Origin of the sequence: Ureibacillus suwonensis (assembly GCF_042655065.1) — a bacterium.
In the GTDB taxonomy this organism is placed as follows: domain Bacteria; phylum Bacillota; class Bacilli; order Bacillales_A; family Planococcaceae; genus Ureibacillus; species Ureibacillus suwonensis.
Genome location: NZ_JBHSNQ010000041.1, coordinates 1 through 12,547, shown reverse-complemented (window position 1 = coordinate 12,547; position 12,547 = coordinate 1). Strand labels below are relative to the sequence as shown.

The following is a 12,547-nucleotide window of genomic DNA, read 5'->3' as shown; positions in this document are numbered from 1 at the left end:
GGGTAACCCGGCGCGAGGGTTCAAATCCCTCCTTCTCCGCCATTCATACATGGCCCCTTGGTCAAGTGGTTAAGACACCGCCCTTTCACGGCGGTAACACGGGTTCGAATCCCGTAGGGGTCATAAAGCCCGGGACAACATTGGATTGTCCCGGGCTTTTATTGTGACTATGAACTTCGTAGTGGAACTTTTGGTGAAATGCTATATACTATAATGACAGTAATTATTTTGGGGAGTAGAGAATTGAATGAAAATAATAGACTTACATTGTGATGTATTAACAAAATTAGCCCAATTTGAGAATGCCAATTTCCGCAATGATTCCAGAATCTATTCAAATTATGAAAGACTCAGAGAAGGCAATGTAAAAGTCCAAGTATTTGCCATTTTTATTCATCCAAGCATACCGAAAGAACAAAAATTCCAAGAAGTAATGCGCCAAATTGAGGCTTTCCATAAATTCGTTTTAAAAGAGCCGGGAATGGTTCATATTACAAATTGGAAACAAATTGATGATCTTGAAGATGGTCAAATTGGAGCCGTGTTAAGTTTAGAAGGCTGTGATGCCATCGATGATGATATGGAAAAGCTGAGAGTCATTTTAGACGCAGGGGTCAAAATTGTTGGATTGACGTGGAATTATGAAAATAAAGTAGGTTATGGGGCATCCGAAGATTCGACAAAAGGAATAAAACCTTTTGGGAAAAAAGTGATTGAACTGTTAAATGATCGGGATATTATCATTGATGTGGCCCATTTGAACGAAAGAGGATTTTATGATTTAATGCCGCTTGCCAAATATGTGATTGCCAGCCATTGCAACTCCCGGACACTTTGCGACCATCCGAGAAATTTAACGGATGAGCAGGTGAAAATGCTCGTTGAAAAAGGCGGGCGTATCCACGTTGTTTTCTATCCTCCGTTGATTGAGAAGGAAAAGGAAACAACAACGATCGAAAAATTAGTGGAGCATATAAAATATTTGTCAAATTTGGTTGGCGTGGAACATATCGGTTTTGGTTCCGACTTTGATGGCATGGATCCGTTATCCGTGAGCAATTTATCAAATGCTTCCGAATTTCCAAATATCATTAAAACTTTAAGAAATGAATTTACAAAAGAAGAAGTAAAACTATTTTCAGAAGATGGATTTTTAAATTATGTTAAGAAATTGGCATAAAGATTTGTCAATACAGGATGTTTTCCGTTTTACGTTGCCGAGAGTCTCCCTCCGGCAATTTTTTTGTTTAGGGGAATGAAAGAAACCTTTGGAGGAAAGATAAAAGTATTATAATTAATACATAAAAAATGATATGATAAAATAGATATTGCTTGTTCGGAAAGGCAATTAAAAAGTAGGAATAGAGAAGCAGAAAGTAAGATTCTGCTATTTTTATGGAAAAGAAATCGCTTTTTACGGAGGTTTTTTTCATGCAGCATAAGTGGTTAAAAACCACTGAAGTTGAAGTGGCATCAAACAAATTGTCTTTTTATATTGAAACGATTGAAGTGAATCAATTGTCTCCGTTGGCATTTTTTGCGGCGGGAGAAAAGAAATATAAAGGGGAAAGATTTTTTTGGCAAAATCGGGAGAAAACATTGACGATTGTAGGCCTTGGACAAGCAATCGCCTTTGAGAATAGATTAGGTCATCAGAGATTTGACGAGATCGAATATCAATGGAAAGAATTGACGAAAAATATTGTGATGGAAGAACAGGAGCCTCAACCAATACTGTTTGGCGGCTTTACCTTCGATCCTGAAAATAAGGAAAGCGGTGAATGGGACGGGTTCCCTCAAAGCTACTTTACGGTAGCCACTTTCCAGTTAATTAAACAGCATGAGAAAACATATGTCAGCATTCATTTGATTACGGATCAGCAAGATTCATCCAATCTTTTTGATGAATTGAGGGAAGAGCGGGATCGGTTGATTCATGCTGCCCAAGTGAAAGAATTGAAGACATATGATAAGCCGGAAATATTATCGGTTCATGAACGGAATAAAGAGGATTATTTTCAAGCCGTTGAAAGCGTTACGAATTTGATTCGCAATCAAGAAGCGGATAAAGTGGTCATTGCCCGTTCATTGGAATTGGAGTTTAAAGATTCCGTCTCCTCTCCCCAAGCCATTTATCAAATCATGAATGAGCAGCCGGAAAGTTTTTTGTTTGGCCTTGAACGCAAGAATCTGTTGTTTTTTGGCGCAACTCCGGAACGTTTAGTGAAAGTGGAAAATCAATATGCTTATTCTGCTTGTGTTGCCGGCTCCATCAGAAGGGGAACGACGGCAAAAGAAGATAAATGGTTGGGCGAACAATTGTTGAGTGATTCCAAAAATTTAATCGAGCATCAATATGTAGTCGATATGATTGAAAGCACCTTTAAGAAGCTTTGCGCCCAATATAAAGTGCCAAAGCGGCCAAAATTATTGAAAATCCGGGATATCCAACATTTATATACGCCTGTGGAAGGGAAATTATACCAAGATGCATCGATTTTGCAATTGGTGAAACATTTGCATCCGACACCTGCTTTGGGCGGGGCTCCAAGAAGCAAAGCGCTCCAGATGATCCGGGAATTTGAAAAAATGAACCGCGGCTTATACGCAGGGCCAATCGGATGGATGGATGCTGACGGAAATGGAGAATTTGTCGTTGCCATCCGATCCGCAGCGTTGATTGACAATAAAGCTTATTTATATGCAGGTGGCGGTATTGTCGCCGATTCCAATCCGATGACGGAATATGAAGAAACATTAGTGAAGTTTCGTCCGATGTTAAGGGCTCTAGGAGGACAATTCAATGAGTGAACGTAAGATTTTGACCGACTATGTGTATCAAATTGTCGCTTCCCTTGTACAAAATGGGGTGGAAGATGCGGTGATCAGCCCTGGTTCACGTTCAACGCCGCTAGCCTATGCTTTTGCATCAACGAAAGAAATGAATGTTTACCGTCAAGTGGATGAACGATCCGCAGCGTTTTTCGCCTTGGGACTGGCAAAATCAAAGGCGAAACCGGTTGTATTGCTCTGTACTTCAGGCACTGCAGCCGCAAATTACTTCCCTGCCATTGTGGAAGCGAAATATGCCCGGGTTCCGCTCATTGTCATTACCGCCGATCGCCCCCATGAATTGCGGGAAGTCGGTGCTCCACAAGCGATTAATCAACTTGATTTATATGGCAAGCATGTCAAATGGTTTGCTGAATTCCCAATCCCTGATGATCATAGCCAAACATTGCCGTTTATCGAGCGGCATGTCGCACGGGCTGTAGGGATTGCTAACACCCATCCGTTCGGTCCGGTACATATGAATGTTCCATTCCGGGAGCCGTTGCTCATCGATTTCCGGGACGAATTGCCGAAAAGCACGTTTTCCGCCCGTTACAATAGTTCCGTCACACCAAGCACGGAAGCGATGAATGCGCTATCATCGATTATTCGGGAAACAAAAAGGGGGATCATTGTCATCGGCGAACTGGCCCTTGGCACCCATCCAGCATATTTATGGTCGCTTATTCGAAAATTGAAATGGCCGGTTCTTGTGGAAAGTTTATCGAACATGCGGGGGAATGTTCCCGAAGATTGCATGGAGTATGTGATTGCAACCTATGATGCGCTTCTGAAAAGCGAAGAGTTTAAAAAGCGGGCGGGTTGTGATACGGTCATTCGTTTTGGCGCGCAGCCGGTATCAAAATTTTTGACGATCTTCTTGACTGAAATGCAGCCGGCAAATTATGTGGTGATTGATGAGGATCCGTTATTCAGGGATTCATCATCGGTTTCCACCCATTCCATCCATGCTTCCATCGGCAGTTGGCTGGAGGAGATGGAGGTCCATTCATCCATTGAGGAGGAATATCGTATTTTTTGGCAATCAGCGGAACGCATTGCAATGAAGCATATTCAAGCATATAGCGGGCAAGAAAAAGATGAAGGGGCATTCGTTCAATACTTGCTGGAACATTTGCCTGAAAAAAGTGATCTATTTGTCAGCAACAGTATGCCGGTCAGAGATATCGATACTTTTTTATTGCCCACGAAGAGGGATATACAAATATTTGCAAACCGTGGGGCAAACGGCATTGATGGGGTGATTTCCACCGCTTTCGGTTTCTCCAAGGGAAGGAGAGATCGGGAAACTTACTTGCTGATCGGCGATTTGGCGGCATTGCATGATATAAATGCATTTCTGTTAACCCGTTATCAGCCATGCAATATGACGGTCATTGTGTTGAATAATGATGGCGGCGGCATTTTCTCCTATTTATCCCAGGCAACGGTGAAAGAATATTACGAAGATCTTTTCGGAACTCCAACGGCTTTGCAGTTCCATGACGTGGCCCATATGTATGGGATGGACTATGTCATGATGAAAGAATTTGATGAGAGGGAAAAGCTCTTTGAAAAAAGCGGACGTCCTTTAAGATTGATTGAAATCATGACAAACCGGGGTGAAAATGTAGAAGCGCATCGGAGATTATGGCAACAAATACATTCGGAGTTGAAAGAATGGCTACTTTAATGGTTCGTGGAATTCAAGTGAATGTGGAAATTTGGCACGAGAAAGAGAAGGAAACAATCGTTTTATTGCACGGTTTTACCGGATCTACGAAAACATGGCACAGGGTCATCGAACACTTGCCAAGTTCAATAAAAATTGTGACGATTGATTTATTGGGGCATGGCAAAACGGAATCCCCAAAAGATCCATCCCGTTACACGATGATCGAGCAAGTGAAAGATTTGGAAGAAATCTTTCATCAACTCGATTTACATGATTTCACTTTATTGGGGTATTCGATGGGAGGGAGGGTTGCATTGTCATACGCGGCCCGTTTCCCTAAACGGATCAAACGGTTGATATTGGAAAGTGCATCACCGGGGCTCCGGACTGAAGAAGAGCAAGCTGCCAGAAGACAATCCGATGAATCATTGGCTGATGAAATTGAGGAAAAGGGAATCCATTGGTTCGTGGAAAAATGGGAGAATATCCCGCTTTTCGCTTCCCAAAAAACATTGCCCGCTGAAGTGCGGCAAGCCGTTCGTGAGGAGAGATTATCTCAATCGGAAACGGGGCTTGCCAACAGTTTGCGCGGAATGGGGACAGGGGCTCAAGCTTCCCTTTGGCGAAAATTGATCCGTCTCTCAATGCCTGTTTTCCTTATCACCGGCGAACTTGACCAAAAATTTGTTCACATCGCTGAACAGATGGTGGATCAGTTGCCAAATGCACAACATTTGATTGTTCCGAATGCCGGCCATTCAATTCATGTGGAAAATCCGGAACAATTTGCTACAATAATTAAGGGAGTTTTATAAAATTCGGGGAGGTTACTCAAATGGCTCGTGAGTGGAAAACGTTACATACTTACGAAGATATCAAGTATGAATATTACAATGGAATTGCAAAAATCACCATCAATCGTCCTGAAGTGCGCAATGCGTTTCGTCCCAAAACGGTAGAAGAGATGATTGATGCATTCTCCCGCGCCCGTGACGACTCCAATATCGGTGTCATTATCTTGACTGGTGAAGGAGATAAAGCTTTCTGTTCCGGCGGCGACCAAAAAGTGCGCGGCCATGGCGGTTATGTGGGCGATGACAATATCCCTCGCTTAAACGTGTTGGACTTGCAACGTCTAATCCGCGTCATTCCAAAACCGGTTATCGCGATGGTTGCTGGATATGCGATCGGCGGCGGACACGTATTGCATGTAGTATGCGATTTGACAATTGCTGCGGATAACGCCATTTTTGGACAAACTGGTCCGAAAGTCGGTTCCTTCGATGCGGGATACGGTTCCGGCTATTTGGCACGTATCGTTGGACATAAAAAAGCCCGCGAAATTTGGTATTTATGCCGTCAGTATAATGCGCAGGAAGCATTAGAAATGGGATTAGTAAACACAGTTGTACCTTTGGAACAATTGGAAGATGAAACGGTGAAATGGTGCGAAGAAATCCTTGAAAAATCACCAACGGCCATCCGTTTCTTAAAAGCCGCCATGAACGCGGATACCGACGGACTTGCCGGTCTTCAACAATTTGCAGGGGACGCAACGCTTTTATACTATACAACGGATGAAGCAAAAGAAGGCCGCGATGCGTTCAAAGAAAAACGCAAACCGGACTTCGGCAAATTCCCAAGATTCCCATGATTTCTCGAAGGCTGCATAGAGGTGTGAAATTAGGCTGTCTTGAAAGTGATTGCTTTCAGGGCAGTTTTTTCATTCACGGGAAAATGAAACACTACTGCGGCATCAGCGCTATTTTTTTAGTAAAATGAAGGGGAGAAATGGAGGAATTTTCATGTATCCTAATTGGATTTTGCAACGAGCGAACTTGACACCCAACCGGATCGGATTAACTTTTGAAGGAAAGCGATGGACGTTTGAAGAAATCAAGGAAATCTCCTTCGAACGCGCAAAGCAACTGGCTGCTTTGGGAATTGAAAAAGGAAGCCGCGTTGCCATACTTGGCGAAAACGATTCAAACACGATCTTTGTCATGTACGGATGCATGCATTTGCAATGTGAAATGGTGATATTAAACCGAAAATTATCGCAAAGCGAATTGGCGTATCAAATCGATGACGCACAGGTGACAAATGTGCTGGTGAATGACAACGATTTGGCTTTAATCCCCGAAAATGTAAATTTCCTGTTATTTTCGGAAATTGAAAATAGCGGTTGTGAGCCCATCGAAATAAGTAAAGAGTGGACGGTCGATCAAACAGTTTCCATCATGTACACCAGCGGTACGACCGGATTTCCGAAAGGCGTCCGGCAAACGGTGGAAAACCACCAATCCAATGCCCTCGCTTCCGTTTTAAATATCGGCCTTTCAGAAAAGGATGTATGGTTATGTGCTGTTCCGCTTTTTCATATCAGCGGATTTTCAATTTTGGTCCGTTCCTTATTGTATGGAAATGAAGTAAAGCTGTATCGCAAATTTGACAGCGAATCCATTGCAAAAGACATTGCTTACGGACGGATTACCCACATCTCCCTTGTGGCGGTCATGCTGGAACGAATTTTGCATGTTTTGGAACAACATGAAATGAAGGCTTCCCCATCCTTCAAATTGATTTTGGCCGGAGGAGGCCCTGTTCCAATCGATTATTTAAGACGGGCTGAGGAACGGGGAATGAAAGTGCTGCAGACTTATGGTATGACGGAGACTTCCTCCCAAACGGCCACTTTGCCAGCAGAGGACGCTTTACGAAAAATCGGTTCAGCCGGAAAGCCGTTGTTTTTCAATCAAATTAAAATCTTGGGAGCAGAAGGGCCATATCAGGAAGGGGAAATTTGCATCCGCGGTCCTCATGTGACACCGGGTTATGTAGGGCGGTTCGAAAATAAACCTTCCACTGAAGACGGCTGGCTGCATACAGGAGATATCGGCTATTTGGATGAAGAAGGGTACTTGTATGTTGTTGACCGCCGTTCAGACCTGATCATTTCAGGTGGGGAGAATATTTATCCTGCAGAAGTTGAAAATGTGTTGATGGGGCATCCTGCCGTCAAAGAAGCGGGGGTTTGCGGTGTGGAGGACGCCACTTGGGGACAAGTGCCGGTTGCCTTTGTCGTATTAAAACAAGCCGTTTCAACGGATGAAATCATCGACTATTGCCATGTCCATTTGGCAAAATATAAAGTGCCGAAACAAGTACACATCGTAGATTCATTGCCTCGAAACGCTTCGAATAAATTGATGCGGAGAAAATTGAAGGAATTATTGCCTTAAAGATAAAGAGCGAATGATTGGCGTCATCCGCTCTTTTTCCATTAATTCAATGCTTTTTCCAACGTCTGAAGGTTCTTTTCCATCAGAGTAAAATAATCTTCATTATTTTTGATATCTTCTTCCGTCAATACGCTCAAATTATGCAACATCAAGGATTCTGCCCCAATTTCTTTTTGAATAATGGATGTGAGCTTTGATGATACATTTTGTTCAAAGAGGATATAATGGATATCATATTGTTTGGCAAGGTCGACAATTTCCGCAAGTTCTTTCTGGGATGGTTCGATTTGGGAATTCAACCCAGCTACTGGAATTTGGGTGAGTCCATAATTTCCGGCGATGTAGCCAAAGGATGCATGGGATACGAAGAAAGTTTTCTTGGAAGCATTGTCCGCAAGTGCTTTGAATTGTTGATCCAATTCATCCAATCGTTTGGCCAATTGCTCATAGTTTTTATTGAATGTATCTTCCTGTTCCGGAAGCTGTTTGACAAGTTCGTTTTTAATCGTTAATGCCAAATCTTTGGAAATCGTTGGTGAAAGCCAAACGTGCGGATCGATATCTCCGTGATGGTGATCATGCTCTTCCTCATGTTCGCTTGCTTCCTCATGGGAATGGCCAGTGGAAGTCTGCAAAACTTCTTCATCGATATTTTCTGCCACAGGAACAAATTTTACATGTTCATTGGCCAGCGTTTTTTTGGCATTTTCCACGAATCCTTCCAGACCTAATCCAATGTAGAAAAACAAGTCTGCATCTGCCAAAGCAATCATATCCTTCTGCGTAGGTTCGAAGGTATGTTCATTTGCGCCAGGAGGATAAATGGACGAAACGTTAACAAATTCCCCCCCTATTTGTTCTGAAAAATATTGTAGTGGATATACTGTTGTGTAGATGTCGATTTGGCCGCTTTCCTGCTGTTTTGGCTCATCACCGGAGCAAGCGGTCAACAGCAGCATCACCGCAAGCATTGAGAGGATAAAAAATTTTCGCATTTTATGACTCCTTTTCCTTAAATAGTAATGATTACGATTTATAAATTTCACGAAAACAATGATACCATGAACCGGGTCAAAAAGACAATAAGAAAAACCTTCGAAATTATTTTTTTTTCGAAGGCCATTTGTCAGGGACGGGATCAAAACCCCCGGGATGAAAAGGATGGCATTTCAATATGCGGATCGTGGTCAAAATGAATCCTTTAATGGCACCGTGTTTTTCAAAAGCTTCCAGTCCATATTGGGAACAAGTCGGGTAAAACCGGCACGTTGGGGGAGTCAGTGGAGAAATAAATTTTCTGTAAAAACGGATCAGCCAAATAAAAAGATGTTTCATTGTTTTGTTTGTTCATTCCTTACATTCGGTTCATGTTTCGTATCAACAGTCTGTTTCAAAGCGCCTTTTCTTTTGAAATGTATAAAAAGGGCAATTGCGCCAATCATGATGATGAAATAAATAATTCCAACAACGATTAAAATTCCGTTATCCAAAGTGATCACCTCTATTAACTGCCTATCAATATAAATCATAAATGAACAAACCGGATAAATCCAATGAAAATATCCATACTATCAGTTGAAGGACTTTTTTGAGAATTCAATTAATTGTAATGGTTTCTAAACACAGATTCCGTTATAATCAAATTAGGAATGAAAAATATGGTAATGAGGTGATATTATGGCAAATGATAAACTAATTGATCAATTAAATGAATTGGTATCCACTTACTCTGTGTTATATACAAAACTCCACAATTACCATTGGTATGTGACAGGGCCAAGTTTCTTTACTTTGCATGAAAAGTTTGAAGAATTATACAATGAAATCACAGCCAATTTGGATGAAGTGGCGGAACGGATTTTGACAAAAGGCGGTAAACCTGTCGCCACTATGAAAGAACATTTGGAATTATCGAGAGTGAAAGAAGCAAGCGGTTCAGAAAATGCGGAAGAAATGGTGCAGGCGATTATTGATGATTTCCAATCCACAATGAAATTGATCAAAGAAGCGATGGAAGAGGCGGCAAATCAAGGGGATGACCGTACGGAAGATATGTTGAACGCGACGTTCCAAAGCCTTGAAAAGCATGTTTGGATGTTGTCAGCGTTCTTGGGAAAATAAAAAGAAGTATTGACCTCAAAAGTTCCTTCATCGAACTTTTGGGGTTTTTTTATTGATTTTGTATAGCAGCGATTTTTTTCTCCATAATGAAAATAAGGAGGGTGATTTCTATCGAAAAGACAACGCTTTATGTGAATGTATTCAACCAATCGTACAACTATATTCCTACCGGGGAACCTTGCGAGTTTAAAATTGAATTGGAACCGGAAAAAGCTTTTATTTTTAAAAAGCTGTTCAATCAGTTGAATACGTTGGAATTCGACAATATGGTGAGGGCACACTTGCCGTATCTTCCGTATCATTTGGATGATGAAAATGATGAAATCGATAACCGATTGAAAAAAATTTATGCCTTAATCCACGAGTTTGGCGATGAAAAAGTGAGAGAATTCGTAGAACAATTGCCCTATTTCAGGAATTGAATAAACCACATCCCTTCGCTACACTATAGGTATGTATAGGAGTTGAAGGGATGTTTACTTTTTACGATTTAAACAATAATAAAGTGGAATTAAGTTTCGGTGGTCCTCCTTTTCCAATGGAACCCGGACATGTGCTGGTGCTTGTCCAAATGGATGGGAAATGGCTTTGTGCCATCAATGAAAAACGCGGTGTTGAGTTTCCGGGAGGCAAAGTGGAGCCTGGTGAAACGCTCGTGGAAGCAGCGAAGCGGGAAGTGTACGAAGAAACCCGCGTACATATAAAGGATTTGAAACTGTTTGCCCACTATACGGTTTATGCACAACCACCTTTTTGTAAAGCGGTTTTTACTGCAAAAGTGGAGAGAATCGACCCGTTTTTGAAACAATATGAAACAAGCGGACGGCTGTTTTTGAAGATGGAAGAAGCGTTGAATCATCCCGGCGCCAGTTTTTATATGAGGGATGCAGGAATGAAAAAGATGATGCAGGAAGTGAAGCGTTTTGAAAGAGAATGGCAGTATTGAATCGATCAGAAAATATCCTTCCCCCAATCCCCATGTGGAACTTGAGGAAATTGTTTATTGGTCGGATGGATTGCGGGTAAAAGGATTGCTTGCAAAGCCCATTGAAGAAGGTTCTTATGAAGGGCTGCTTTACTTGCGCGGCGGATTGCAGTCGGTGGGGATGGTAAGACCTGCCCGGATTGCCCAATTTGCATCCCATGGTTTTGTTGTATTTGCTCCTTATTACCGGGGAAATCGGGGGGGAGAAGGGAGGGACGAGTTTGGCGGCGATGACCGCTTGGACGCCCTTTATGGAATCGAAGTATTGAAGAATTTGGCCAATGTTGATTCTGTCCATCTTTTCGGCTTTTCCCGAGGGGGATTGATGGCATTATGGACGGCCATTTTAAGCAAAGATGTCCGTTCTGCCGTTACATGGTCGGGCGTATCCGACCTGGCAGCTCTTTATCATGAAAGGGTCGATTTAAGAAGGACGTTGAAGCGGCTGATTGGCGGATCCCCCAACAAGTATCCTGAAATATATGCGGAACGTTCTCCCGTATATGAAGTCGATCGCATTCAGGCACCGGTTCTCATTATTCATGGCACCGAAGATCAGAATGTAAGCATTGAGCAATCCTATAAATTGGAAAGGGCGTTGAAGGAAGCGGGAAAGCCATACGAGACTTGGTATATGGCAGGGTTGGCCCACCATTTTCCGCCCCATCTCAATCGGGAAACAGTGCAATCCATTTGCAAATGGATGATCGACAAGGGAAAGGACAATAAAAAGTAGGGATCAGAATTTTCCTTTTCGAAAATTTAAATATGAACAAAAGAAAAGAGGCTGGGACAAAACCCCCTCTAAAATGGAAACAGCTCATGAAATTTTGGAATGAAATTTCATGAGCTGTTCTTCATTTTTTCAATAAAAAATAAGGACCTCTTCTGTTAAAATTAAGTTACCACCAAAACTAACAGAAAGAAGGGTCCTTATGTTTAAATATTATAACATGAATCAATTAGTTTTACCTCTAGATTTAGAAATAAAATTACAAGAAAATGATATTGCCTTCCATATTCACCATTTAGTTGAAAGTATTCCAAATGAAGCCTTCCAGCCGTTTCTTCGAAATACAGGTTGTCCTGCTTATCATCCACGCATGATGCTAAAAATTATTTTGTGTGCTTATTCCCAATCAGTCTTTTCAGGTCGGAAAATTGAAGCNATCAATCGTTTTCGTGTGCATCCGGAAGTAAAAGAATTAATTCGTCAATGTTTTGTCCAATTCCGTTGCCAACTGGTGGAAGAAAAGTTAATCGATCAAGAAGCCATTTTTATCGATGGTACGAAGATTGAAGCGAATGCCAATAAATTTACTTTCGTATGGAAGAAATCCATTGAAAAATACAACCAAAACTTAATTGAAAAGTCCAATCAGTTATACAACGAACTATTAGAAAAAGAAATCATCCCTGAAATGGAGCGGGAAAATGAGGGAGAACTGTCCGTAGAAGAACTCGCTCAAATGGTGCAACAAGTCGATGAAGTCATTAAGGAATATGACCAAAAGATAGAAACATCGCCCGATGCCACAGAACGAAAAGCATTAAGAAGCGAACGGAAATATCCAAAACAAGCGTACAAACAATTAATAGACTTCATTCTACGAAAACAAAAATACCAAAAAGACTTGGACATCTTGGGGGAACGGAACAGTTATTCCAAAACAGATCAAGATGCGACGTTCA

14 protein-coding genes and 1 tRNA gene are annotated in these 12,547 nt (G+C 41.8%); 12 read left to right on the top strand and 3 right to left on the bottom strand.

Going from position 1 to position 12,547, the window contains the following annotated elements:
* The first annotated feature begins 51 nt into the window (after nt 1-51).
* The 7 genes from ACFPOH_RS04165 (at nt 52) to ACFPOH_RS04135 (ending at nt 7,749) form a co-directional block, all read left to right on the top strand.
* Nucleotides 52-123: transfer RNA gene (locus tag ACFPOH_RS04165), tRNA-Glu, on the top strand.
* Between the two features lie 124 nt (nt 124-247).
* Nucleotides 248-1,180 (top strand): dipeptidase, encoded by a 933-nt coding sequence (locus tag ACFPOH_RS04160; RefSeq protein ID WP_342468857.1) that lies wholly within the window; start codon nt 248-250, stop codon nt 1,178-1,180.
* 251 nt (nt 1,181-1,431) lie between these two features.
* Nucleotides 1,432-2,811: an isochorismate synthase gene (locus tag ACFPOH_RS04155; RefSeq protein ID WP_390308894.1), complete on the top strand. Its 1,380-nt coding sequence runs from the start codon at nt 1,432-1,434 to the stop codon at nt 2,809-2,811.
* Entirely contained in the window at nt 2,804-4,525 is a 1,722-nt protein-coding gene (gene menD, locus ACFPOH_RS04150) for a 2-succinyl-5-enolpyruvyl-6-hydroxy-3-cyclohexene-1-carboxylic-acid synthase (RefSeq protein ID WP_390308893.1), read from the top strand. Before ACFPOH_RS04155 ends, menD begins: the two co-directional genes overlap by 8 nt.
* Nucleotides 4,513-5,322 (top strand): 2-succinyl-6-hydroxy-2,4-cyclohexadiene-1-carboxylate synthase, encoded by an 810-nt coding sequence (gene menH, locus ACFPOH_RS04145; protein ID WP_342581680.1) that lies wholly within the window; start codon nt 4,513-4,515, stop codon nt 5,320-5,322. Before menD ends, menH begins: the two co-directional genes overlap by 13 nt.
* 20 nt (nt 5,323-5,342) lie before the next feature.
* Entirely contained in the window at nt 5,343-6,161 is an 819-nt protein-coding gene (gene menB / locus ACFPOH_RS04140) for a 1,4-dihydroxy-2-naphthoyl-CoA synthase (protein ID WP_342468861.1), read from the top strand.
* A gap of 151 nt (nt 6,162-6,312) precedes the next feature.
* Nucleotides 6,313-7,749, top strand: a complete 1,437-nt coding sequence (locus ACFPOH_RS04135; RefSeq protein WP_390308892.1) for an o-succinylbenzoate--CoA ligase — start codon at nt 6,313-6,315, stop codon at nt 7,747-7,749.
* Between the two features lie 41 nt (nt 7,750-7,790).
* Here the strand turns inward: ACFPOH_RS04135 and ACFPOH_RS04130 are convergent, their stop codons facing one another.
* The 3 genes from ACFPOH_RS04130 to ACFPOH_RS04120 form a co-directional block, all read right to left on the bottom strand.
* Nucleotides 7,791-8,744, bottom strand: a complete 954-nt coding sequence (locus tag ACFPOH_RS04130; RefSeq protein WP_390308891.1) for a metal ABC transporter solute-binding protein, Zn/Mn family — start codon at nt 8,742-8,744, stop codon at nt 7,791-7,793.
* 106 nt (nt 8,745-8,850) lie between these two features.
* The gene (yidD, locus tag ACFPOH_RS04125) at nt 8,851-9,084 is read right to left on the bottom strand and encodes a membrane protein insertion efficiency factor YidD (protein ID WP_342581678.1); all 234 of its coding nucleotides are present in this window, start codon (nt 9,082-9,084) and stop codon (nt 8,851-8,853) included.
* A complete protein-coding gene (locus ACFPOH_RS04120; RefSeq protein WP_342468865.1) occupies nt 9,081-9,239 on the bottom strand; it encodes a hypothetical protein in 159 nt (52 codons plus the stop codon). The genes yidD and ACFPOH_RS04120 overlap by 4 nt, the downstream gene beginning before the upstream one ends.
* Before the next feature lie 187 nt (nt 9,240-9,426).
* Here ACFPOH_RS04120 and ACFPOH_RS04115 point away from each other — a divergent pair, with 187 nt between their 5' ends.
* The 5 genes from ACFPOH_RS04115 to ACFPOH_RS04095 form a co-directional block, all read left to right on the top strand.
* Nucleotides 9,427-9,870, top strand: coding sequence for a Dps family protein (locus ACFPOH_RS04115; RefSeq protein WP_342468866.1), 444 nt, complete (start codon nt 9,427-9,429; stop codon nt 9,868-9,870).
* 101 nt (nt 9,871-9,971) lie between these two features.
* A complete protein-coding gene (locus ACFPOH_RS04110) occupies nt 9,972-10,292 on the top strand; it encodes a transposase (protein WP_342468867.1) in 321 nt (106 codons plus the stop codon).
* Between the two features lie 50 nt (nt 10,293-10,342).
* On the top strand, nt 10,343-10,816 hold the full coding sequence (locus ACFPOH_RS04105; RefSeq protein ID WP_342468868.1) for an NUDIX domain-containing protein: 474 nt from the start codon (nt 10,343-10,345) through the stop codon (nt 10,814-10,816).
* A complete protein-coding gene (locus tag ACFPOH_RS04100) occupies nt 10,794-11,591 on the top strand; it encodes an alpha/beta hydrolase family protein (protein ID WP_342581677.1) in 798 nt (265 codons plus the stop codon). Before ACFPOH_RS04105 ends, ACFPOH_RS04100 begins: the two co-directional genes overlap by 23 nt.
* A 199-nt stretch (nt 11,592-11,790) precedes the next feature.
* Nucleotides 11,791-12,547: transposase (locus tag ACFPOH_RS04095; RefSeq protein ID WP_390308890.1), on the top strand; the 757-nt coding region annotated here is incomplete at its 3' end.

Bases quoted from the DNA above. Each gene is read 5' to 3' on its own strand.
- ACFPOH_RS04160 (WP_342468857.1), top strand. From the start codon at position 248: ATGAAAATAATAGACTTACATTGTGATGTATTAACAAAATTAGCCCAA.
- ACFPOH_RS04155 (WP_390308894.1), top strand. From the start codon at position 1,432: ATGCAGCATAAGTGGTTAAAAACCACTGAAGTTGAAGTGGCATCAAAC.
- menD (WP_390308893.1), top strand. From the start codon at position 2,804: ATGAGTGAACGTAAGATTTTGACCGACTATGTGTATCAAATTGTCGCT.
- menH (WP_342581680.1), top strand. From the start codon at position 4,513: ATGGCTACTTTAATGGTTCGTGGAATTCAAGTGAATGTGGAAATTTGG.
- menB (WP_342468861.1), top strand. From the start codon at position 5,343: ATGGCTCGTGAGTGGAAAACGTTACATACTTACGAAGATATCAAGTAT.
- ACFPOH_RS04135 (WP_390308892.1), top strand. From the start codon at position 6,313: ATGTATCCTAATTGGATTTTGCAACGAGCGAACTTGACACCCAACCGG.
- ACFPOH_RS04130 (WP_390308891.1), bottom strand. From the start codon at position 8,744: ATGCGAAAATTTTTTATCCTCTCAATGCTTGCGGTGATGCTGCTGTTG.
- yidD (WP_342581678.1), bottom strand. From the start codon at position 9,084: ATGAAACATCTTTTTATTTGGCTGATCCGTTTTTACAGAAAATTTATT.
- ACFPOH_RS04115 (WP_342468866.1), top strand. From the start codon at position 9,427: ATGGCAAATGATAAACTAATTGATCAATTAAATGAATTGGTATCCACT.
- ACFPOH_RS04105 (WP_342468868.1), top strand. From the start codon at position 10,343: ATGTTTACTTTTTACGATTTAAACAATAATAAAGTGGAATTAAGTTTC.